Below are 24,158 nucleotides of genomic sequence, written 5' to 3'. Positions count from 1 at the left end.
ATGTTTTAAATTCTATTAACTGTTTAATTTCTAAATGAGTATTTATCTTTCTTTAAGATGAAAGGTTTTTCTAAGAATTTGTATGATGCAATTGAAATTAGGATAGTTACTACAAATGTAAAAATGTACAAGACAGTATTATTAAAACTACTATACTTTAGTAAACAATTAATGCAAAATGCAATTACCATTTGATGATACATGTATAAACCATATGAAATTTCTCCCATCTTGAAAAAGAATTTATTTTCAAGTATATTATGAAGTGTTTTATTATGAACCAAATTTAATATAATAACGATAAAACAAATTGCAACAAATGAAGATTTAAAATATATGATATCTGAATGAAATACAACTACAAAAATTAAAGTAATAAGTGATATACCAAAAGAAAAATTATTTACTATTTTAGAGAGAATATTACTTCTTTTATAAAGAAAACATGCCCCTAGTGCTCCAAAAGCAAGTGAATCTAGTTGAATTAACCTAATGTAGGCTTGAAATATATTTGAATATTTGATCTCTGGCAGAATATTGCTTTTTAATAAAATAAGGAGAATATTATAAAGTACAATTATCACAATAAACAACTTCTCCAATTCTTTTGTCTTGTTTATGACTAACGGCCATATTAGATAAAATTGTTCTTCTGTTCCAATTGACCATGTTTGAGTCGCAAAAGGAACCAATTTTATTGAAATTAGAATGTTCGTTAGAAAAAAAAGAAATAAAACAATGACTTTTATAAATTCTGAATTATAGTCAAACTTTAAAGTCATATTAGGAATATTAAACATCTCTATATGAGGCAGTATAAAAACAGAAAGAATCACAATTAGAAAATAGAGAGGCCAAATTCTTAATATTCTTCTTAAATAAAAAAACTTAAGATTAACTTGACCGTTTTTATTTTTCTCTTCTAAAAGTAAAAAAGTTATTAAAAACCCACTCAAAACAAAAAATAAAGATACTCCTAATACTCCTAATTGTTTCAGATTACTAAATTCATTTTCAATTCCGAAATAAGACTTGCCTAACTCTATATGGCTAATTATTACCATAGCCGCGGCTATAAATCGAACGCCATTCAAATTAGAAAAAAAATTATTGTTTTTTGTCATTTAATAAATATAAATATTGTGCATAATCAAAATCTTCTTGCGTATCAATATCAAGACTCGCAAAAATATGATTTATCTCAAATGGGCAAGCATCTTTTGATATAATTATATCACTTAAAATTTTTTCAGATTTTGTAATATAAAGTAAACCATTTTCAAAGAAAAGAGGCTCAAGCTCTTGGCTTCTTTGTCCTATTTCATAATTAAATGGCACGAACTTACCATCGGTTATTTTTCCAAATTTTTGATGATTTCGAGAAACTGTAAATAAGCTATCGTGATTTCCTTTTAAATAAAAATAAAACCCATCTTTAAGTAAGTTTTCTGGACGCAACGGATTTGTAGGTTGCAATAAAATCACATTGTCGACATCATACTCGATTGATTCTAACACATGTTTTAATGCTGTCACTGTTGGTTCCAAATCTCCTGATAATGATTCTGGGCGATCGATTACTTTTGCACCATATTCTAAAGCAATTTTCTTGATTTTATCATCGTTTGTCGAAACATAAATTTCATCAATTATTGCGTTATTTTGTTTTGCATACAAAATTGAATGAGCCAAAAGAGGAATTTCACCAAGTAATTTGGTGTTTTTTTCTGGCAATCGTTTAGAGCCTCCTCTCGCAGGAATTATTGCAATAGTTTTCATTAACTAAAATTCAATTTTGCGTTTTCAATAATGGTATTCATTCCTTCATTCCAGCTTTTTGTAGAGTATAAATTTTCAGGAATCAAAATATTGTGAGTTTCTTTTTCATCCAGAAATAATTCAATAGCCTTTACCCAATCTTCAATAAAGTTGGGGTTTTCAATCAGTTTACCTAGTTTTCCGTATTGTAAAACTTCTGGAACTCCTCCATTTGCAGAAGCAATGCAATAACAGCCACAATGTAGCGCTTCAATTAAACTCAATCCGAAACCTTCATGCCAAAGTGTTGGAAACAAATAACAATCTGCCATTTGATAATACTTTGGTAAATCATTATTGGGTATTCTTCCTAAAAAAGACACGCCCTCTAATTTTATATCCCGATTTGCGCCGATTACTAAAAGAATGGCGTCATTCTCGATCGCTTTAATTCTTTTCCAGACGTTTAAAATAAAATCTAATCCTTTTTTAGGACGATCCTGAGAACACCAGATAAATACTTTTTTGTTTGTAATGCCTAGCTGTTTCTTTATATTTTCTTTTTCTTCTAAAGTAACTTTATGAAATTTAGAAGTGTCAATTCCATTATGTAAAACTGAAAACTTTGTTGGTAGAATTGTATAATATTCTTTATGCGCTTTGTAGGAGTCATTAGTCAATAAAACCATTTCATCTATGCCCTCAAAAAACCATCTACCGTAAAAATTTTCATGAAAAGGAGAAAAACCATGATAAAAAAACTGAAGATAGCACTTCTCTCTTTTCTTTTGTTTTTCTAAAAACTCAATTAATGGTTTTACAATTCCGAAATTATCGATGATTTGAATTATAAATTTTTCGTCTTTTTCAAGAATCTTTTTAAGTACATTAAAAAAGCTGATATACTTATTTTTTAAAACTTTCTTTTGAAATTTTAACCAATTAGTATTCATAACAATTCCATATTCTATTTGAGGATAAGTCATTTCTGGCTTCCCGCAAATTATATAATCCACTTTATGATCATCACTTAAATAGTTATGATATAGTGTCGTCCAACTTCCTATACCTGAATACGGTAAAGGTATTTGCGAGATTAGAATAACTTTAGACATTTAGTGGGATTTGAGTAATTATAAATCTTTTACTTTTTGATTCTGAAATTAATGCTTTTTAAATCACCACTTATTTCATAAGAATAAGGAAAAACATGATAGAAGGAAATGATATGAAGCAACAATTTATCGTTAATTTCTTTTAAAGAATAGTATTTAGGAACTGTTTTACCTACTATTTTTTTTACTTTATATTTTAAGGTACTTTGAAATGGGTCTTCTACAAATTGAATTGACAAGATTCTTTTTTCATATCTAGGTAATTCTACAAATAAAAAATGATTAACCACTTCTATCTTATTAGTCAGAATTATTGAAGAGTCATAGTTTTCTAATTCATAATAATCTTTTTCTGAAATAGGCATCCCCCAATTTTCACTATTAACTTTAATCACTTCATTATTTCGGCTGTCAATTAAATGCTGTTGGTTTAATTTGACAACTCCTTTCAGTTGAAGTTCTTTTGTTAAAGTATTTCTTTCACTTTTTCGATAACTTTCATGCCATTGATGTAAAAGCATGATCTCCTTATCATAAAAAACACTTTCAATTCCAGCTCTTATTAATCTGCAATGAATATCATTGTCTTCTGCTCCCCAAAAATGCAAAAACTCATCAAAGGCTTGAACATCATTTATCTCTTTCATTGGAAACATTGATAATCCTTGAGCTCCAACCCCACTAGAAAATGAAATTTGGTAATCTAAAAAATCCTTAGTAAGATCTGTCTCTTCTTCACTTAGAAAACCTACCTTAAAATAATAAGCTTTTTTAGGATTCTGCAATTTGAAAAGAATATCTATAAAATCATTTCTAAAAATAAGATCGATATCCGCAATAAATACAAAAGGAGTCTGAATCAATTTTAAACCTACATTTATTGCTTTAGAACGAGACCAAGGCTGTTTACTATTGTAACTATAAAAGTATTCTGTAAAACTATATGAATCAACTAAACTACGAACCTGATTTGAAAATTGAATTTTAGATCCGTAATCAACAAACAACACCTTAAAGTTTTGATTTGTTTGATTTTTCAAAGAGTCTAATGATTTTTTAATTCTAATAAGGTCTCTGTCTCGATAAGGAAAAATTATGGTTATCATTTTTTGATACTTTTTTTGATAATTCCCAAAAGTCTTTTCTTCCAATTGAAAAATCTTTTCTTAAAAACAATCACATTTGTCATGTTTAGAGATGCGGCTTGGATCTGAAATTCATTTAAAAAAGAATCTATCCTTATTGTTTGATCCTCATAAACTTGATAAGCTCGAGCATACCAACTATGAAAAGCAATTTTGTTTCCATTCACATCAAGAATTATGTTTCCAGTCTGATCATCTTTAACTGGATTTATAGTATCGAGATATAGAATTTTAAAATTATTTAGAAGAGCCCAAAAATAAAAGCAATAATATGGTTCTTTAAGACTTCGTATGTCGTAATTATATTTTAAAAAAGAATAATCCTTATTATTATAAATTTCAGGAATAAATTTTTGATGTCCTTTAACCAAATCAAAATTATACTCTTTAGCCAATTTTTTTAAATTTATTATGGAGAAAAAAGTATTAATCGCTTCAGGATTATGAAATCTATGTTTAATTACTCCTCCGTCCCTAACGCCACATATCTGATAATCATTTTTATCCATATGATCAATTAAATCAAAAACAATATTTGAATCGTAAAAGAACACATCTTCATCTACCATTATAATCCATTCGTATTTTTTATTTTTAAGTTTTTGAAACATAAAATCAATACTGTTTAGACCATACAATCCAGTAGTACCATCAATAACTATCTTATCAATGTTTTCCGGAAAAATTGTTGCCGTTTTTTTATACAATTCAAAATTTGCAACAGTAGTAAGAATAGCAATCTTCTTTTTATCAATCATATTAAATAATTTTCAGCATCTTTCGATGGCAATCCTTTGAAGATTAAGAAGTATTTCATTATTTTTTTATTTAAAATAAATTTGCCAAATACTTTACTTTTAAAAATGTAAAACCATTTTGAGCTAGTCTTTATTGATTTCAATTTAAAATCAATTTCTGTGTTATCTTTTTCTGATTTCGATATTTCATCATACATCCATTGCTCTACCACATTACCCATATGATAAGCATAATTATCTTCTGTAGATAACCGCCAAAAACCTTTTTTTACCACCGGAATATCAAGGATTTTACTTTCGCTGTTTCCTCCCAATTTATAATTAGAATATTTTATTTCTAAGGCACTAAAAATCTCACCTCTGTATGTTCCTACAAAATGCCCCGCTCCAATAACAGCTTTTTCGTTGTTACTTGAAATTGTGAAATAATTTTCTAAATGATTCTTATTGTAAAAATCAGGATTTCCAACACTAACTGCAAAGTTTTTTAAAGCCGAAGGATTTTTAACTTTTGAAAAAGCCAGTTTTTTTGAAAAAAAATTATCCCAATATATATTAGAAGTATAAGTCCTTAATGATCGCGATGATGGTACTGGACAAACTACTCCAGCTTTAGGAAAATTTTCAAAAATAGAATATGTGGCTTTTTGCCAGCCATTTAGAAATAATACGTCTGAATCTGTAATTGTAATTAATGGGAAATTATGCCCAACTATACCTTTTAAAATAGCATTTAGTTTTCCAATGTTTGTTGTTTCTAAAATTTCATGGATTTTTTTCTCAAAATACAGTTCCTGCAGATAATTCTTCACCTCGTCGCAACTTCCATTATTGACAACAGTTATAAAAGTATTTTTATGAATTGTAAGAAATAATGACTCTAAACATAGCTTAAGAATAACCAGACTATTTTTAAAATAATCATTTTGGTTTGGAATATAAACTGGAATAATAATTTGATGAGAATATGTCAAACTAGTCGTTACCTGATCTTTGTTCGGATTAAAACCTAATCTCATTTCATTAAAGTTTTATACATTTCTATAACTTTCAATTTTATCTCAAAATTATCCATCTTTCGGTCGCTATTTTTTGGGTTCTTTAATGATGCTTTTCGAGTAAATTTAAAATCTGAAATTGCTTTTAGAATTTCTCTTCAATCTCTATATATTTTTCTGTAGTATATACTGATATAATGAAGCTAAAAAGATGGATATAAAATCGTGATCTTTTTTCATTTTCTCTTAAAAGTATAAAACAAAATCAATCTCGTAAATTTCACAAAACCGATGATAGAAAAGTTTTTTAGATATAACCATGAAATTTTAAAAAAAAATGAAATTCGTTTTTTATCATTTATATAGCACTTTGAGATTTCCCAAAACAATTCTTTTTTCTGCATCTCTGAAAAAAAGCTTCTCTTATTTGACAAAAGATAATAGTAAAAATCAAATTTAGACTTATTTTTTTTCTTTGAATAAAGGATGTTTCCAGATATGCTTACAGAAGAAACTCTAATTTTAATTACTGCTTCGTTAATTGTCAAAACAGTACCAAAATCTGAAAATTCCAAAACCCCCAAGACATCAGAATACCAACCTAATTGAAAATCAACAAATCCAATTTTTAGGACTTTTTGCTTCAAAAAAATATATTCACTTAAAGAACTTCTTTTCTTTCTAAATAAAAAATCTAAAGATTTCTCTTTTTCTGGGTGATAATAAATTTCTGAATTAACTTTACTTTTCTCATTAAGAACTTGCGTTGCATATCTGACTACTTTAATTTCCTTACTTTTTATTTCAGGTAAATTTTTATAAAATTGCTCAACTGTATTTTCTCCCAAAACATCATCATCCCCTAAAATCATGATCCATTCCTCTTTCCCAGTTAAGGCAATGCAACGATCCCATTGTTTAGTAAGTGAACTTCCACCAAGATTATTCTCAAAACGATGGTAGATAAAATTAAACTTATCTTTATACTTTTCTAATAAAGTAATAGGTCTTTCTGGACTAGCATCATCGCCAATATACACTTTGAATCTTTGATCTGTCTGATTTTTCAACGACTCTAATGTCTGCTCAAAAAAAGTCAATTTATAATATGGGATAATTATGGCAAGCATATAAAAATTTTAGCCCTTCAATAATTTGTTCACAGATTGGTCCATTTTTACAGAATCAGATCGCAATTTATTTCGCCCAGCTTTACCTTCAATGTATAAATTAGGGAGATGATGAATTAAATTGTCCTGAAATTCTGAAATACAGATCATTTTTTTCATGCCCCCAAACAAATAAACATCTGTATTAACTTTACATTTAACGCTATATTTATTTTCTCGTGGCAATTTAAAACCAAATTTCTTTCTTATTTTTTTAATTATTCGGTAAGTAATTGTTTGCTCATTTACCAACTCTAAGAAATTAATTTTTTTGCCAACACGCAACAACTGTTTTTGTGTCAAAATAAATGACGCCTGATGTACATTATTAAAATGAGCAAATTTTTTCCCTCTGTACGATTCTACTGACTTATAATTCCAATCAAAATCTGCATGAAGCCCGGGATAGTATTTACCGGTTAGATCTTCTTCGTATTGTATTAATCCTGAAATTCTATTTTTAGGAAGTATCGTAGAATATTCAATATGTTTTTCAATATGTTCTTCTAAAAATAAATGGTCATTTTCTCCATAAATAAATAGATCATAATCATTTCTATTATCCCATATTACTTTTCTACACGTTAATGGCAACAGTTGATAATCTGGTAAAGTCAAGACATTAACTAAATTAATTCCTTCAATATTTAATTCGATATTTGAATTTACAATAATTGTAACATCAAATTTTTTGAACGTTTTTAACTCTTGAATAACTTTTTTCAAAAAGATAAGTTGTTCATCACCGTAGTTTACTAATACGACTAAAAGTTTTAATAAATTATTGTTCATTATTTAATCTTTATAAGTAAGAAAGGAATAATTATCTTCACGCGTTGTAATCTGAATTCTTTTTATTAAATGATAATTCTTTATCATTTTCTTTAAATACTGATAGTTATAAAAAGCATCTCTTTTTTTAAGTTTTATTATTGAAATAATACTTTTCTTAATAGTTTGAATTATCATTTTCTTAGCTGAACATACTCTATTCGGGTTGAGAAGATCAAGATCTTTTAAATTGATAAAAGTCTTTAGATCAAATTTCCTGTTCGGTACATTTCTATCATGATATGCGATTGCTTTTGGAACAACTCCAACATTCCTTTTTTTGAAATTACATCTATTTACATAGTCATTATCTTCTGCATAATGAAAAAAATAAGGATTAAAACCCCCAACATTTTTTAAGGTTTCTTTTGACAACATCCATATTGCTGCATTAACAAAATTGACATCGTAAATATTCTTCACTACTTTATTTAAGAAAAGGTCAGAAAAGAAATCTGGGCAATTATTTGGTGAGATATAGAATTGAAAATATAAATCTATTTTATCCCCTTTTCCATTTAAATGAATCGGACTTAGAATTCCATATTCTGGATTAAGTATCATTTCTTGAAGTAATAAACTAATTGTATCTTTTTCTAAGTAAGCGTCTTGATTTAATAAAACAAAATATTCGCCATTATTTTTAAGAGCAATGTCTAATCCAATATTATTAGCTTGTCCGAAACCTAAATTTTGATCTTGTTCAAATAATAAAACATCTTTAAAATTTGACTTAATAAATTCAACTGTTCCATCATTGCTACCATTATCAACGATAATAATTTCCACTGTAACCGAGCTGCTTAAGACACTTTTTAAACAATTCTCGATCCATTGCATTCCATTATAAGTTACAATAATGATAAATACTTTTTTTTTTATATCCATCTTTACTTACCCTATTACTTAAAAATTCTTTTAAGATATTTTATCGGCAACAAAACTAAATGACCAATTTTATAAGTATTACTACCCCTAAATTCTGCCATTAATTCATTTTTAACAAAATATCCTCCATCAAAAATAGATAAGTCATGTTTTTCAAATTCAAAATCCGATGCAATAGATATTAAAAACATTGGCTTAACTGCTCTATTTTTAATAGAAAGATAATTTCCATAATACAACATTAAATTATTTTTCTCTATATCATTCTGAATTATTGAATTTCCATTATTATATAATTGTGTTAATAATTGCTGATGATTAAAATAATTATTAATTAAGTTTTTAAATTCATGTTTGTATAATTCTTTCACATGAAATTCATTTAGTAAATTTCGCTCTTCAGAATAATACAATTTGTCAGGAGTAGATATTATTACTATTCCATCAGGCTTTAAAACTCTTTTTATTTCAAGCATCATTTTGTCATGCTCATCATGATGTTCAATTGTTTCAAAGCTAATTACTACATCTATAGTATTATCATCTAGGGGTATTGCATTTGTGCTACCTTCTAAAAATTCAATATTTTTTTGTGTATATTTTAATTTAGCTTTAGAGATTGCTTCTTTGTCAATATCTACTCCGTACACAAATGAAGCTTCCTTGCTCATTAAAGCAGCACCATAACCTTCCCCACTGGCTATATCTAAAATAATTTTACCTTTTATATAATTATTAGTAATTGCATACCTATGCAAGTGCTCTATCGCAATCCTGTTATAAACAAATGTTTCCAATCGCTCTCCAGTCCAATTTTTCATATTTATTTCCATTTTAAAATTGGCCTAACAATTCCTGGAAAATTACCATTATAATTTCCTCTTGCTGCATTACCACCAAATTCATCAACTATATTAAATCCTACTATATCCATTTCATGAAATTCTACCACAAATGGATTATATTTCATGATCGCAAAACTACATGAATAAGTTCCTTCTGCTAAAAGATTTCCCGGAATTATTATTTTTTTCGAATAAACGCCTTTGGATAATGGTTTCTCTAGGGTTAAAGAATCTTTATCATGAGAACTTAAAATATGAACATTCTCATTATTGAATAAATTAAACCCATGGGTGAAAGTATTCCCTTCCTCCAGAATTTCGTATGTAAATTGTATTGTTATTGAATTTGTTATTGAATGGTTTAATTCTAGTTCCCCTTTTTCATTTAATACTTTTGCATTTAGTAAACGTAAAAAATTAGTTTTTGGACTTGATTCTATATTCCACTCTTTTTGGGCAAATTGCTTTTCGTCATCGAAATATTTATTAACAGCTTCTTCAACATTTCCTTCAAAAATTACTTTTCCATGTTCTAAAACAATTCCTTTTGTACAGAGACTCTTCACAGCAGCCATATTATGACTGACAAACAAAACAGTCCTTCCTTCACCTTTAGAAATATCCTGCATTTTTCCAATTGCCTTTTTTTGAAACTCAGCATCACCAACTGCCAAAACCTCATCTACTACTAAAATTTCAGGTTCTAGAAAAGCCGCAACAGCAAATGCCAAACGAACTGTCATTCCAGAACTATATCTTTTCACTGGCGTATCAATGTAGCGTTCACAGCCAGAGAACTCAATAATTTCATCAAGTTTCGACATAATTTCTTTCTTGGTCATTCCTAAAATGGCTCCGTTAAGAAATATGTTTTCTCTACCAGTCATTTCTCCATTAAACCCTGTACCAACTTCTAATAGAGAAGCTATACGCCCTCGAGATTTTATACTACCCGTTGTCGGAGCCGTTACTTTTGAAAGAATTTTTAAAAGTGTCGATTTTCCTGCTCCGTTCTTTCCAATAATGCCTAAAACTTCACCTCTTTTTACCTCAAAATTTATATCCTGTAAAGCCCAAACATAATCTGAAGTTCCTTTTGTAGAGCGATCGTTGGTATCGCCGATTTTTAAATAAGGATTCTCTTTTCCACAAATTTTATGCCACCATCGATTTAAATCATGACTTAAAGTTCCTGTTCCAACCTGTCCTAGACGATATTGTTTAGATATATTTTCGGCTTTTAATATGATGTCTTTCATTTATACAGTATCTATAAAGCTTTTTTCTGTTCTATTAAAAATTAACAATCCAATGAAGAAAACAACAATTGTAACTACCATTGTATATACTAAACCCAAAATTGATATACTTCCAATATTCAAAAGCATATAACGAGAAGTTTCTACAACATAAGCCAATGGGTTGTACTCTACAATCCAACCAAATTTTGGAAGTTTATCTTTTATCAATTCCATAGGATACATTACAGCAGATATATACATTAGTAATTGTACTCCAAAACCAACTAAATTATTTAAATCTCTATATTTTGTAACCATTGAAGAAATCATCATACCCAAACCTAATCCTAAAATTCCCATAAACGAAATCAAGATTGGAAAAAATAGTATTGATCCATTTAAGCTTAAATCTGCTCCTTGAAAATAAAAGAAAATGTAAAAGAAAATAAATATCCCAAATTGAATTCCAAATTTTATTAAGTTCGAAATCACTATTGATAAAGGGGTAATAATTCTAGGGAAATATACTTTCCCAAATATTCCTGCATTGGATTTAAAAGTATCGGAGGTCCCATTTAAGCAAGCAGTAAAATAATTCCAAACCATTATTCCGGCAAGATTGAATAAAAATGGTGGTATAGAGCCTGTTTTGATTCCAGCTACGTTATTAAAAATAATCGTAAAGGTAATAGAAGTAAATAAAGGTTGTATTAAATACCAGAGAGGACCTAGAACGGTTTGCTTATAAACTGTGATAATATCTCTTTTTACAAAGAGCATTAATAAATCTCGGTACTGCCAAATTTCTTTAAAATTAAGCGAGAAAAATTTATTCTTGGGTGTTATTTCAAACAGCCAGTCGTTTGTATTTTTAGAATCCATTTAAAGGGGGCTTAAAAATCTAATTTAAAAATTTTAACAAGATTTTTAACATTTTAAATTGTGTGTAAAAATGTCAAAAGGCGTTTTAAAAAACACCTCTTGACTATATTTGAATTTATTTTCGTTCGATCTTATTTATCTAAAACTTCAAAAGTTGAATTCATGCTTTTAAATTCTGGTACTATCTTTTTCATTTTTGAAACAATATCATCATTTTCGTAAAAATCAGCAATTCCGATCAATTCATCAACCTCATTATGAAGATTTTCGTATTCATCTTGAATTTCTTGCGCAATCATAATCTTGTTATGATGTGTTGGAAGAGTCTTAGAAGTATCATTTAATAATTCTTCGTAGAGTTTTTCTCCAGGTCTTAAGCCAACAATTTTAATTTTAATTTCTTTGTCTGGAATGAAGCCAGCCAACTTAATCATTTTTCGTGCTAAATCAATAATTCTAACTGGTTTTCCCATGTCAAAAATATAGATTTCACCACCATTCCCCATTGCTCCAGCTTCTAATACCAGTTGACATGCCTCAGGGATAGTCATAAAGTAACGAATAATATCCTGATGTGTAATTGTTACTGGTCCTCCTTCTGCTATTTGTTTAGTAAATAAGGGTACAACAGATCCATTTGAACCTAAAACGTTTCCAAAACGAGTAGTAATAAATTTTGTCCCGCCTTCAACCTTTTCTCTTTGGTTTTTTAAGAATAAAGACTGCACATATTTTTCTGCAATACGTTTACTAGCTCCCATTACATTACTTGGGTTAACAGCTTTATCTGTAGAAACCATTACAAATTTCTTAACCTGATATTTACAAGCTAAATCGGCAAGATTTTTAGTTCCTTTAATATTAGTTTGAATTGCTTGAGATGGATTTTCTTCCATCAAAGGCACATGCTTATAAGCTGCCGCATGAAAAACAACATGAGGATTATAATTTTTAAAAACTTTTTCTAAAGCTTTTTTGCTTCTTACATCAGCAATTACTGCAACAATTTTCGTATTGAAATTCATTCCCTGAGTTTCTAAGCATAAATTGTGTAACGGTGTCTCTGCATGATCCAAAACGATTACATTTTTTGGATTAAAATTCAGAACCTGCCTAACAATCTCGCTTCCAATTGAACCAGCCGCACCTGTTATTAAGATTGTTTTATCTTTTAATTGTTTCGAAATTGATTTACTATCTAAGACTATCGGTTTTCTTTCTAATAAATCTTCAATCTGTATATTTTTTACTTTCTGAGAAATTTCTTTTTGATTTTCCCAATCTGAAATTAATGGTACAGTATATACTCTGTAATTAAATTCTAAACATTGATCAACAATAATAAGTTGCTCATCTTTAGTCAAGCTTTTATCTGCAATAATAACACCTTCTGCAGCAACGGACCTCATTAATGCTGGAAGTTTTTTTCTTAAAATTAAAATTGGCAAATCTAGCATACGCTTAGATGCATTTTGATTATTTTTATCAACGAATCCAACAATTTTAAATCTAGAAGGTGTTTCAAATTTTAAAGCATTTGCAACAGAAATTGCATTTGCATCTGTACCATAAATAACTGTTCTAACAAGTTTTGTCGTAGTTTTCTCTGAAAAATACATTTCAAAAGTTTGTTTCACAATTACGCGATACAAAAATAAACCGCAAAACGATAAAACTAAATTGATAAAAAGAGCTGTATTTAAAAATGCCTTATGTCCAGTATATAACTCAAATATTAGATTTATAAATAGAAAGAAAACCAAAACTGACATTTGAGAGAAAAGCAGTTTTATTGCATCAATATATGATGAGTGTCTAATAATTCCTGAATATGTTCTAAAGAGCCAAAAGAAAAATATATTGACTGTTATTAAACTGGCTACAAAATAAAAATCATGAGAAGTTATAATGTAACCAATTGCAGTACCATCAAAAAGTAAATAAGTAAAGGAAAATGAAAAAAACAAAACCATTACATCAATAGCAACAATAATCCACCTAGGTAAATAACTCAAATTATTGATATTTGCTCTAAGGTTTCTTGGAGAAAAGGTTTTATATAACAAAGAGGCTATATTATTTGGTTTTTCTGTATTCAATTTAGCATTTTTTAAGTCAGTAAAATTTGAACTTTATACAAAAATACAAATTAAAGGTTTTAAATAATTACTTATTGGTGCAAATTAAATTTTAACACCTTTTTTCTTTTGCTTTAAAAATTCCAAAAGATAAGTTCCATAACCAGATTTAAGTAATGGCTGAGCTAATTCTTCAAGCTGAGTATCGTTAATAAATCCCTGTCTCCATGCTATTTCTTCAATACAACCAACTTTCAAACCTTGTCTTTCTTCCAGAACTTGTACAAATTGCCCAGCTTGCATTAAACTATTAAAAGTTCCTGTATCCAACCAGGCTGTTCCTCTACTTAAGATACCTACTTTTAATTTCCCTTTTTCAAGATACACTTTATTAACGTCTGTAATTTCATATTCACCACGGGCACTTGGTTTAATATTTTTAGCAATCTCAACAACTGAATTATCATAAAAATATAAACCTGGGACAGCATAGTTAGATTTTGGCTCCAAAGGCTTCTCTTCAATAGAAATAGCATTTTTATTTTCATCAAATTCAACCACTCCATACCTTTCCGGATCCGAAACATGGTAAGCAAAAACAACTCCACCTTCAGGATCAGCATTGTTTTTTAACAATTGCTGCATATTAGTACCGAAGAAAATATTATCTCCTAAAACTAAAGCTACTTTATCATTACCAATAAAATCTTCGCCAATTACAAAAGCCTGAGCAAGTCCATTCGGATTTGATTGTTCTGCATAACTAAACTTACAACCTATTGTACTCCCATTCCCTAAAAGTTTCTTAAAATGTGGTAAATCGTGAGGAGTAGATATAATTAAAATCTCATTAATTCCTGCCATCATTAATGTGGATAACGGATAATAAATCATAGGTTTATCATAAACTGGCATTAATTGCTTACTTACAGCTAATGTTAATGGATGTAATCTTGTACCAGAGCCTCCAGCTAATATAATTCCTTTCATATATTTTGATTTTAGATTTTAGATTTTAGATTTTAGATTTTAGATTTTAGATTTCTTTTTGAAATCCTGTCGTATAAATCTTCAAATCATTTTTAATTTAAGCAAACATTTTTCTTAAACTGTCTTTATAATTTGGAACTTCTAAATTATAAACTGTTTTTATCTTTTTCTTATCTAACAGTGAGTAACTTGGTCTTTTTGCAGGGGTTGGATAAGCTGATGAAGGAATTCCAACAACTTTACAGTTATAATCTCCAAGCTCTTTAATGCCTAAAGCAAATTCATGCCAGCTTATTTCGCCTTCATTCGAATAATTGTAAATTCCGGGGATCCATTTTGAGGATTCGATGATATCAATCATTGCTTTAGCCAAGTCAGCAGCGTAAGTGGGAGAACCTATTTGGTCATTAACCACATTAATTTCCTCTCTTTCCTGCATCAATCGCTGCATTGTTTTTACAAAATTATTTCCAAACTTGCTATAAACCCACGAAGTCCTAATAATAATGGATTCTGGGTTTTCTTTTAAACAATCAATTTCTCCAGCCAATTTACTTTCTCCATAAACATTTATAGGTTTAGTTTCAGCTTTTTCATCCAAAGCAATTGACGAAGTTCCATCAAATACGTAATCAGTTGAAACGTGAATTAATCTAACGTTCTTTTCTCGTGCATATTTTGCGATTAATTCTACTGCTAAATGATTTACTGTAAAAACTAAATCTTTTTCTGATTCAGCTTTATCAACTGCTGTATAAGCTCCACAATTAAATATAACATCAGGACAAATTGCCTCTAATTGGGATTGAAGCATTTCCAAGTTATCTAATGTAATTTGAGTTCTATCTGCAAATACCCAATCATATTGAGGATAAGAAGGCGCTAAAACTGAAAGTTCTGATCCTAATTGTCCTGTTGCACCAGTTACTAAAATTTTTTTCATTAAAATAAACTATTACAATTTTCAATAAAAGGAAGAATTTGATCTTTTTCTGAAACTATTGCTTCATCCAGATTCATTCCCCAATCAATGCTCAAAGACGGATCATCGTATTTAATTCCGCCCTCAGAGGCTTTATTATAAAATTGATCACATTTATACATTACTGAAGCAGTGTCACTAATAACTGAAAATCCATGCGCAAATCCTTGTGGCACTAATAACTGCTTTTTATTCTCTGCTGACAATAGAATACTAAATGCTTTTCCATAAGTAGGAGAATCTTTTCTTAAATCTACTGCAACATCAATAATTTCACCTTCTAAAACACGAACTAGTTTTGTCTGGGCAAAAGGAGGATTTTGATAATGTAAACCTCTTAAAGTCCCTTTCTTTGAAAATGACTGATTATCCTGAACAAATTCAATATTAATCCCTAAATCTTCAAATTTAGTTTTACTATAAGACTCAAAAAAATACCCTCTTTCGTCTCCAAATACTGTTGGTTCAATTATTATCAAATCTTTTATAAACGTTTCTTCGATTTTCATTTTAATTTTTTTATTCACTTAAAGAAATTTATAATAACATCTTTTATTCTACTTCTATCTTTAGCACTTAAATTTGATCCTGATGGCAAGCATAAGCCTTTTTCAAACAATTCTTCAGCAACTTTATTACCGTAATAGGAATACTTTTCAAAAACTGGCTGTAAATGCATTGGCTTCCATAATGGTCTACTCTCTATATTAGCTTCTTCAAAAGCAAGTCTCAACCTTTCTCTTTCTATCTTTGTTTCAAGTAATATTGTATTTAGCCAAAAATTAGAAAAAAAGTCACCGCTTGGATTATCGAATAGTTGTACGTTTTGAATGTCTTTAAAAATTTCTTCATAGAATAAATGATTATCTCGTCTAAGACGAATATTCAGTTCTAAAACTTTAATTTGTCCAAGACCAATTCCGGCACAGATATTACTCATTCTATAGTTATATCCTATTTCACTATGCTGATAATGTACAGCTGAATCTTTTGATTGGGTTGCATAAAAAATAGCTTTTTCTTTTATGCTTTTTGAATTCGAAATTAATGCTCCTCCACTTGAAGTGGTAATGATTTTATTACCATTAAAAGACAAAATCCCAAAAGTCCCAAAACTACCACATTTTTTTTCTTTATAAGTACTCCCAAGAGCTTCGGCACCATCTTCAATAATTGGTATGCCGTATCTATCAGCAATTGAATGAACCTCATCAATTTTATAAGGCATTCCATATAAATGTACTGCTATAATTGCTTTTGGTTTTTTTCCTTTTCTTATCCTATCTTTTATTGCAATTTCAAGATTTTTCGGACAGATATTCCAAGTATCTACTTCACTATCTACAAATATCGGGTATGCATTTTGGTACAAAATTGGATTTGCAGAAGCTACAAAAGTCATAGTTTGACAGATCACTTCATCTCCACTTTTAACACCTAATAAAATTAATGCTAAATGTATAGCAGACGTTCCCGAATTTGTCGCCGTAACAAAATTTTCATTTTTAAAAAAATTTTGGATTCTATATTCAAATTCATCAACATTTGGGCCACTAGAAGTAATCCAATTTGACTTTAATGCATTCTGAATATACTCTTGCTCAAATCCGCTTTCTTGAGATAATGACAAATAAATTCTCTTATTGTCCATTATTAATATGCCAATAATCTGACGGATAACGAACATCATCTTCATTAACATTACTTAATGATAATGTAGAAAACGATATCAATTTTGAGTTTTCTTCAAGAGACTCAACTGCATTTGCATAACCAGCTGGTATGTGAACAATTTTGCTGTCAGATTCCGAAACTAAAAAAGTCTCAATAGCCAAGTCCTTTGAAGGATTCTCCCAATTATCAATTTTTATAAAATGAATTTTAAAAGAGCCTGAAAGGCAATAAAAATTCTTTGCGTCTAATTTATGTCCTTGCCACGCACGAATTGGATTTTCTTTAGAATTACTTATAATATAAAATCTTTCAATATCTGTAAAACTAAAATCGTTTACATAAGATATACTTCCTCGATGATCTGAAAATTTTCCTCCTTGAATTATTTTAGGTTCCATGATTCAATCTTAAATTACTTTTTTTAATAAATAAAATTTTGATGAATAAAGGAATAATAAAGGCAAAATTACAATTACGAATATAATTGCATCCTGAACTTTTTGATAAAGAAAAATAACTATTAAAGAAATTCCTGTCTGGGCTAAAGCATAAAGAAGAGATACCAACCTATGTTGTATTTTATATTCATTACTAAGAACCTGATATAAATGCAATCTATGCGCTTCAAAAATATTCTGTTTAAGATAAAGTCTGTGTAGAATTGTACAAACTGTATCAACTCCATAAACTGCCAAAAATAATAACCATATAAGTGATTCTGTTTTTAGAATTAGTCCTAACACCAGATAAATTACCCAAAAAGCTATAGCAATACTTCCGACATCGCCTGCAAAACATTTTGCTTTTTTTCTATAATTAAAAAACAGAAAAACTAAGCTCGCAATCATTGCATATATTATAAAAACACCATCAGTAAAAAGCTGGATTTTTGTATTTACATACAACAGTGACCCCATTACTACTAAAGTATAAAGCCCTGTAATACCATTAATTCCATCCATGAAATTATAGGCATTAATGAGCCCTATTGCTAATACGTAACTTACTAAAACTATCCAAATTGGGACGAAAGTAAATAAGTTTAAATCAAAAAAAATTAACGTGATGGAAAGGAAATGAATTGAAATTCGGATTTTATTTGATAAACTTTGAATATCGTCCCAAAAACTGACTAAACTGACTAAAGTAATTCCTGTAAAAAAAAAGAAATTAGTTTCAATGTTTTGAGCAAAATATAACAATGCTGCAAACCAAAAAATGATTCCACCTCCTCGCAAAGTAATTTCTGTATGCGAACTTCTTTGATTTGGTTTGTCAATTATATTAAAATGATCTGCTACTTTAAAATAGAGCAACATAATAATCATTAAAATAATTCCTAAAATTGTATATTGCATTATCTAATTTATAAAACTTTTTATTGTTCTTTCAAGTCCCTCTTTAGCTGTGTATGGCATTTTATCAATTCCGACAGCATCTTTTATTTTTTGATTTGAAACCCTATAATTTTCAGTTAATTTTTGAATTTTATCAGAGTTTAAAGGTAATTTAATTACATCTCCGATTTTACCTATCCCCTTAATTAAAGCTTTAGGAATTGCTATTGAAAGTGTTTTTTTGTTCAAAACCCTTGAAACAATTTCAATAAGCTCATTTGTAGATAAAACCTCATCATCCGAAAAATTATAAACTCCTGAAGAAATCTGTTTGTTTTGGATAATTTCTTTAATTAAAAAATTAAGATTATCTATTCCTAAAAAAGATCTTTCGTTATGAAAAGCTGCTAAAGGATATGGAATTCTTTTTTTTACAAAATTGTATAAAAGATTCAAATTCCCTTTATTTCCTGGTCCGTGAATCATGCAAGGCCTTATTATAAAAACTCTTTTCCCTTCTGGAATTTGTTTCGATAAAATATATTCTTCTGCTTTTAATTTTGACTGTCCATACGGGGTTTTTGGTTTTGCCAAAACATCTTCATACAAAGTTTCCGAAACTTGATCGGCAACAGCCTTTACACTACTAAAATAAATAAAATCCTTAATTTCACTTTCTATAAAAAAGTCAAATAATTTGTGGGTTAAATAAGTATTAACCTCAAAATATTCTGAAGCATTCCTGACATTTTTAAGATCGTGGGCTTTTCCTGCTAAATGTATAATTACATCACCAGAAAGATTATTTTTCCATTTAGAATTTCTTAATGAAATAAAAGAGGTAGAAAATGGAATGGTTGAAAAATAACTAGAGAGATTCTGCGCTACAAACCCCGATTTACCAGTAATTATGACTCTAAGCATTGTACACCTCTAAATATGATTCAGACATTTTTTTACGCGTAAACAATCCTACTCTTTGAATTGCATTTGAAGAAAAAAGCTCATATAATTCTTTATTAACTATTATTCTCTCAATCGCACATTTTAAACTTTTAGAACATTTTGGTTCTACTGTAATACCCGAAAAATCATTTAATGATACGAAAGGCACTCCTGAATTTAAATTTGTATTTATAACAGGAAGACCATTTGCCATAGCTTCCAATTGTACAACTCCAAATGCTTCTGCTTCATTAATTGATGGGAGAACAAATAAATCCGAAGCTTGATAAATTTGTGACAATTCTTCATCAGAAGCATTAGTAATAAAACGAACCTTATCCTGTAAGCTCACAGAATTTACTTTTTCTTTCAAAATTTCTAGTTCTTCACCATTCCCTACAATGGTGAGTCCTACAGGCAAATTTTGAATAGCTTCAATCAAATATTCAACCCCTTTATACTTTCTCAACTTACCAACAAAAAGTAGTTCGAAATTTCTATTTTCAGGCATTTTTTTACCAGCTGAAATCTTATACTTTGGGTCAAAACTCAAAGGAATGACCTTTATTTTATCTTTATAATCTTTTAAAATATTAGAAGCTTCAAAAAGTTGTGGAGAAGTTACAATAATACAATCTGCCCTATCCAATATTTTTTTAATCATAGGGTTGTAAAATTTCTCGATCCAGCTCCACCGAGAATTTTTTATATTGGCATGCCAAGTAATGATTAATTTTTTATTTTGGCACTTCTTAAGATATCTTAATAAGCTTACTTCCATAGTAGGAAATGGGTAATGATGATGAATGATATCATTTTCTGCTATTAGTTTCTTTAATGCTGGATATCTCAAATTCAGAGGTTGACTTTTAAGAAAAAGAGGTGTTATTTCTTTAAGAACAATGATTTTACCGAATATTTTTTTTACTCGAGTAAAACTTTTCACATGATTATTCGAGTAAACTGTAAAATTAATTTCGTCGGAACAATCAACTACACCTTCAACTAAATTTTTAACTACACTTTCCATACCTCCTTGACATGGATCATAATATTTTACAATTTGGAGAATTTTCATAAATTAAACTAAGTTGTATAAAATGTCTGCTAGTATTTATAGTTCTAGCAATTTACTTATTAAAAGATTATTTTAAAATTCCAATATTTATTTAAAAAAATGCTTTTTAGAATAAAATTAATTATTAATTTCTAATTTAACATATTTTGCACTTATATCTTTTCTCGAGTTCCCTATAAACTTTGAATTTTCAATTTTATATTTTAAGCTTTTATCATTAGAAAAAAAAGACATTTCGTGCCCGCCAAAATTTATAAATTTACAATATGAGAAAATAGTATTGCCGTCAGCAAAGAAAAAATTAGTATTGTTGCCATTAATTGTTGATCTTTCAACTTTCACTAATCCAACTGCACTCTGATATGCTTTTTCTCTTCCGTTAAAATCTAATTCAGAATCACTTACATATATTTTAGCAGTGCTATGATAATTTAAAAATGCTAACGCATCACCATTATCATTGCCATCGTTAAATCCTACTTTTACAATTGCATTCTGTAAATAAATTATTGAAGAGTCATTAAGAACATTTGCGATAGCAAAATTAAAGTCTTCAAATTTTACATTCTTTAATCTAAAAATTGTTTTAGCAGTTTCTTCGATATGGAGACACTTTGCATAGCCCGAAATATTTACGTTACTAATAGAAACGTCATATGGAAAAGTCGAATACTCGAATGTCAACGCCGATCTACTCCTTTTATTATTAGTAATTTTCCCTTCGAAAAAACAATCCTTAATTACTATTTTCGCATTCGAATTAACTTTTGCATGATAAATGGCGTCTCCAAATCCGTCCATATCAACTTTATTTGCGAATTGGGTATAACCTCTACCTCCAACATTTATGAATTTGCAGTTTTTAATATTGCTATTTAAAACATCATGAATTCTCAAACCATAACCATTTATATTTCTAAAAACACAATTTTCCACAATTACTTTTTCAGATACAAATTGTGCCGCAATATATATATCATCATCAAATGAGTGTACATTTTTAGTAACTTCCTGTTGAATTCCGTCTATTACTAATCCTGAAATGAATATTTGTGTCCCTATATTTTCAGTAGGCTCTTCAGGTTTATAGATTGAATTTATTTTCCTTCCTATAGAAATAAAAACATGTTCTTTAAAAGGAGTTAATTTATACGCACTCCTTGTATCAGTGATTTTTGGAGTAATTGTTGCTTTATTTGATATAATTTTAATTTTTTCACCTTTTAGTAACTCCACTCGAATAGTTTTATTCAAATTATAGGTTTGTTGAGTCTTTGGGATATATAATGTTTTTTGATTTTTAATACAATATATAATTGCATTTTCAAAAGCATCTGAGTCATCTGTCATTCCATCACCTCGCGCACCAAAATCAAGTACAGATATTTTATCCTCAAAAAAAACATCCTTTTGAGATGTAAAACTAAATATTAAAATCGATGAGCATAATAAACCAAATAATATAAAAAGTCTAATATTCATGATAACTCATTTTTAACAACACAACTTATAATAATTCTTCTCAAGTATTTAATTTTTTCAAAAAAAATAATTTTTATATAAGTTTTATAGTTTATTAATTTATTTGAATAGAGATTTTTATAACATTGTAAAACCCCTTCATGCATTAGTCGCAAGTTTGATGATAATCCATTCTGTCCAAAAACCTTTTTATCATCAACATTTGCTGCTCCAACATAATCTAATAAATAACCTCTATTATTAGAAATTATACTGAGCCACAAAAAATAATCCTCAGCAAAACTCATTTCTTCATTAAAGCCGCCTACTTCAAAAAATACATCTTTTTTTAAAACAACACAAGGAGTTAGGAAATAGTTTTTATAAAGCATTTTTTTCAAAAAAATTTCACCTACATAACTTATCGGCGCGCCTAAATATTTTGTTGCCACGATTTTGAAACTATCATTTTCTTGAAAAAATTCTTTAACATTTCTAATATGATCAGGTGACCATATATCATCACTATCCAAAAAAGCAATATGACTACTAGTCGCCAATGAAACACCTTTATTTCTAGCTGCTGAAGGCCCGGCATTTTCTTGTTCTACTAAAACTATCATTATACCATGTACAGATTTTAACACTTCGTTAGCAATAGCTACAGATCTATCCACACTGCCATCATCAACAATAATAATTTCGTTAACATTTTCTGTTTGGCTTAAGATAGATTCTAAACATTTAGCAATCGTTTTCTGTGAATTATAAATAGGAACGACAGCAGAAATTGTGACAATATTTTTCATAAAATTGCTTCAAGCTTTAAAGAGATCTTACTTAAATTATTATCAATCTTAAATTGTCTCATATTATTCTTAAATTCTTCATTTTTTTTCTTATAATTTTGATGATTCAATTCACTAATAACATGCTTGATCTCATTCAGATCATCGCATAGAAACCCAAATTCGCCGAAACTCTCAAATAACCACACAAAAAAGTCATTCTTGATAGATATTATTGGCACTTCCAACCTAATTGCTTCAAAAATGGCTCCGCTTGCGCACAGTTTGTAAGAATTATTGTCATAGAAAAAAATTACAAAATCTAGTTTTGATATTTCTAATTCAAACTTTTGCTGTGAAACGAAAGAATCTGAATATAAATTTCTAACAAAGCCATTTTGATATTTTTTTAGTTCAGGAAGTACTTTTCCAATTGTGAGCAAATTAATTTTATTATTAATAACTTCACTTTTAAAATATTCTCCTAAATCATAAATGCAATTAGAATTTTTTGATAACATTTGTGTTCCAATCGCGCCGATGTTTAATCCATTATAATCTTCTTTATTAATCAGATTTTCTTTATTTACACAAAAATTATATGGATGTAATATAGAATATGTTTTATCTAATGTGGAATTACTTAATAAGCCCTTTAAACTTTTTTTAATATTATCTCCAAGTACTATGTATTTATTTTTTTTACTGCTTAAGAAAAATGCTAGTTTAAGAATAATACCTAAGAAAATTTCAGATTTTCTTTTTCCTTTCAATAATTCTAGCTCACCATGCAAAATTATAATGTGTTTGGTGTTTTTTTTAAAAAGTAGAAGAATATTTAAAAAAAGGTGTCCTGTTGGAAACAAACATGTCCATATAAATAACTCATTTTTATGTAATGCTGCGAGTTTAAAAATTTTCAGGATTTGTTTACATTCTCCAATAATTCTGGATCTCCACTTAAATTTTTCTTCATTATAAAATCCTTCAAATGGTAAATATTCCAAATTTTGTATATTCGATAATTCCAAATTAAATCTTACCGCACTAACATGCTTTTTTTCGGCAACAAACATAACCTTACTTGATGGATTACTTTTCGTAATCATTTCAATAAAACAACTATTTACCTGAAAATGAATCTCTCCTATATGAGACACTTCACTTATTATTATTGTATTTTTCATTGAAAAAT

Annotated in this window: 24 protein-coding genes; all 24 read right to left on the bottom strand. The window is 28.6% G+C overall.

Annotated features, from left to right (window positions below; genetic code table 11):
• Positions 1 to 23: 23 nt before the first annotated feature.
• Positions 24 to 1,124, bottom strand: coding sequence for an acyltransferase (locus tag SOM12_RS08340; RefSeq protein ID WP_320493038.1), 1,101 nt, complete (start codon positions 1,122 to 1,124; stop codon positions 24 to 26).
• The gene (locus tag SOM12_RS08335) at positions 1,108 to 1,779 is read right to left on the bottom strand and encodes an acylneuraminate cytidylyltransferase family protein (protein WP_320493037.1); all 672 of its coding nucleotides are present in this window, start codon (positions 1,777 to 1,779) and stop codon (positions 1,108 to 1,110) included. Before SOM12_RS08335 ends, SOM12_RS08340 begins: the two co-directional genes overlap by 17 nt.
• Complete coding sequence (locus SOM12_RS08330) at positions 1,779 to 2,873, bottom strand: glycosyltransferase family 4 protein (protein ID WP_320493036.1); 1,095 nt, start codon at positions 2,871 to 2,873, stop codon at positions 1,779 to 1,781. Before SOM12_RS08330 ends, SOM12_RS08335 begins: the two co-directional genes overlap by 1 nt.
• Before the next feature lie 29 nt (positions 2,874 to 2,902).
• Complete coding sequence (locus SOM12_RS08325; RefSeq protein WP_320493035.1) at positions 2,903 to 4,024, bottom strand: glycosyltransferase family A protein; 1,122 nt, start codon at positions 4,022 to 4,024, stop codon at positions 2,903 to 2,905.
• Positions 3,976 to 4,776, bottom strand: coding sequence for a hypothetical protein (locus SOM12_RS08320; protein WP_320493034.1), 801 nt, complete (start codon positions 4,774 to 4,776; stop codon positions 3,976 to 3,978). Before SOM12_RS08320 ends, SOM12_RS08325 begins: the two co-directional genes overlap by 49 nt.
• Entirely contained in the window at positions 4,773 to 5,795 is a 1,023-nt protein-coding gene (locus SOM12_RS08315) for a glycosyltransferase family A protein (protein ID WP_320493033.1), read from the bottom strand. The genes SOM12_RS08320 and SOM12_RS08315 overlap by 4 nt, the downstream gene beginning before the upstream one ends.
• 215 nt (positions 5,796 to 6,010) lie before the next feature.
• Positions 6,011 to 6,904, bottom strand: a complete 894-nt coding sequence (locus SOM12_RS08310) for a glycosyltransferase family 2 protein (RefSeq protein ID WP_320493032.1) — start codon at positions 6,902 to 6,904, stop codon at positions 6,011 to 6,013.
• Between the two features lie 9 nt (positions 6,905 to 6,913).
• Entirely contained in the window at positions 6,914 to 7,735 is an 822-nt protein-coding gene (locus tag SOM12_RS08305; protein ID WP_320493031.1) for a hypothetical protein, read from the bottom strand.
• Positions 7,736 to 7,738: 3 nt separating this feature from the next.
• Positions 7,739 to 8,662: a glycosyltransferase family 2 protein gene (locus SOM12_RS08300; protein WP_320493030.1), complete on the bottom strand. Its 924-nt coding sequence runs from the start codon at positions 8,660 to 8,662 to the stop codon at positions 7,739 to 7,741.
• 14 nt (positions 8,663 to 8,676) lie between these two features.
• Entirely contained in the window at positions 8,677 to 9,483 is an 807-nt protein-coding gene (locus tag SOM12_RS08295; RefSeq protein WP_320493028.1) for a class I SAM-dependent methyltransferase, read from the bottom strand.
• A 2-nt stretch (positions 9,484 to 9,485) separates the two neighbouring features.
• Positions 9,486 to 10,766: an ABC transporter ATP-binding protein gene (locus tag SOM12_RS08290; RefSeq protein WP_320493027.1), complete on the bottom strand. Its 1,281-nt coding sequence runs from the start codon at positions 10,764 to 10,766 to the stop codon at positions 9,486 to 9,488.
• Positions 10,767 to 11,630: an ABC transporter permease gene (locus tag SOM12_RS08285; RefSeq protein ID WP_320493026.1), complete on the bottom strand. Its 864-nt coding sequence runs from the start codon at positions 11,628 to 11,630 to the stop codon at positions 10,767 to 10,769.
• Between the two features lie 131 nt (positions 11,631 to 11,761).
• Positions 11,762 to 13,729, bottom strand: a complete 1,968-nt coding sequence (locus SOM12_RS08280) for a nucleoside-diphosphate sugar epimerase/dehydratase (RefSeq protein ID WP_320493025.1) — start codon at positions 13,727 to 13,729, stop codon at positions 11,762 to 11,764.
• An 84-nt stretch (positions 13,730 to 13,813) separates the two neighbouring features.
• On the bottom strand, positions 13,814 to 14,698 hold the full coding sequence (gene rfbA / locus SOM12_RS08275) for a glucose-1-phosphate thymidylyltransferase RfbA (RefSeq protein ID WP_320493024.1): 885 nt from the start codon (positions 14,696 to 14,698) through the stop codon (positions 13,814 to 13,816).
• A gap of 97 nt (positions 14,699 to 14,795) precedes the next feature.
• On the bottom strand, positions 14,796 to 15,641 hold the full coding sequence (gene rfbD, locus SOM12_RS08270) for a dTDP-4-dehydrorhamnose reductase (protein WP_320493023.1): 846 nt from the start codon (positions 15,639 to 15,641) through the stop codon (positions 14,796 to 14,798).
• The gene (gene rfbC / locus SOM12_RS08265) at positions 15,641 to 16,189 is read right to left on the bottom strand and encodes a dTDP-4-dehydrorhamnose 3,5-epimerase (protein WP_095931457.1); all 549 of its coding nucleotides are present in this window, start codon (positions 16,187 to 16,189) and stop codon (positions 15,641 to 15,643) included. The genes rfbD and rfbC overlap by 1 nt, the downstream gene beginning before the upstream one ends.
• Positions 16,190 to 16,203: 14 nt before the next feature.
• Positions 16,204 to 17,331 carry a DegT/DnrJ/EryC1/StrS family aminotransferase gene (locus SOM12_RS08260; protein ID WP_095931458.1) on the bottom strand — a complete coding sequence of 376 codons (1,128 nt, stop codon included), beginning with the start codon at positions 17,329 to 17,331 and terminating at the stop codon, positions 16,204 to 16,206.
• Positions 17,321 to 17,752 (bottom strand): WxcM-like domain-containing protein, encoded by a 432-nt coding sequence (locus tag SOM12_RS08255; protein WP_095931459.1) that lies wholly within the window; start codon positions 17,750 to 17,752, stop codon positions 17,321 to 17,323. The genes SOM12_RS08260 and SOM12_RS08255 overlap by 11 nt, the downstream gene beginning before the upstream one ends.
• A gap of 9 nt (positions 17,753 to 17,761) precedes the next feature.
• Entirely contained in the window at positions 17,762 to 18,712 is a 951-nt protein-coding gene (locus SOM12_RS08250) for a glycosyltransferase family 4 protein (RefSeq protein WP_320493022.1), read from the bottom strand.
• A gap of 3 nt (positions 18,713 to 18,715) precedes the next feature.
• Entirely contained in the window at positions 18,716 to 19,615 is a 900-nt protein-coding gene (locus SOM12_RS08245; RefSeq protein WP_095931461.1) for an NAD-dependent epimerase/dehydratase family protein, read from the bottom strand.
• The gene (locus tag SOM12_RS08240) at positions 19,608 to 20,714 is read right to left on the bottom strand and encodes a glycosyltransferase (protein WP_095931462.1); all 1,107 of its coding nucleotides are present in this window, start codon (positions 20,712 to 20,714) and stop codon (positions 19,608 to 19,610) included. Before SOM12_RS08240 ends, SOM12_RS08245 begins: the two co-directional genes overlap by 8 nt.
• A gap of 117 nt (positions 20,715 to 20,831) precedes the next feature.
• On the bottom strand, positions 20,832 to 22,196 hold the full coding sequence (locus tag SOM12_RS08235) for a hypothetical protein (RefSeq protein WP_095931463.1): 1,365 nt from the start codon (positions 22,194 to 22,196) through the stop codon (positions 20,832 to 20,834).
• Positions 22,193 to 22,984, bottom strand: a complete 792-nt coding sequence (locus tag SOM12_RS08230) for a glycosyltransferase family 2 protein (protein WP_095931464.1) — start codon at positions 22,982 to 22,984, stop codon at positions 22,193 to 22,195. Before SOM12_RS08230 ends, SOM12_RS08235 begins: the two co-directional genes overlap by 4 nt.
• Positions 22,981 to 24,150, bottom strand: a complete 1,170-nt coding sequence (locus tag SOM12_RS08225; protein ID WP_095931465.1) for a hypothetical protein — start codon at positions 24,148 to 24,150, stop codon at positions 22,981 to 22,983. The genes SOM12_RS08230 and SOM12_RS08225 overlap by 4 nt, the downstream gene beginning before the upstream one ends.
• Positions 24,151 to 24,158 lie beyond the last annotated feature (8 nt).

This window comes from Flavobacterium sp. CFBP9031, assembly GCF_034044945.1.
In the GTDB taxonomy this organism is placed as follows: domain Bacteria; phylum Bacteroidota; class Bacteroidia; order Flavobacteriales; family Flavobacteriaceae; genus Flavobacterium.
This window is presented reverse-complemented; position numbering and strand designations above follow the sequence as displayed.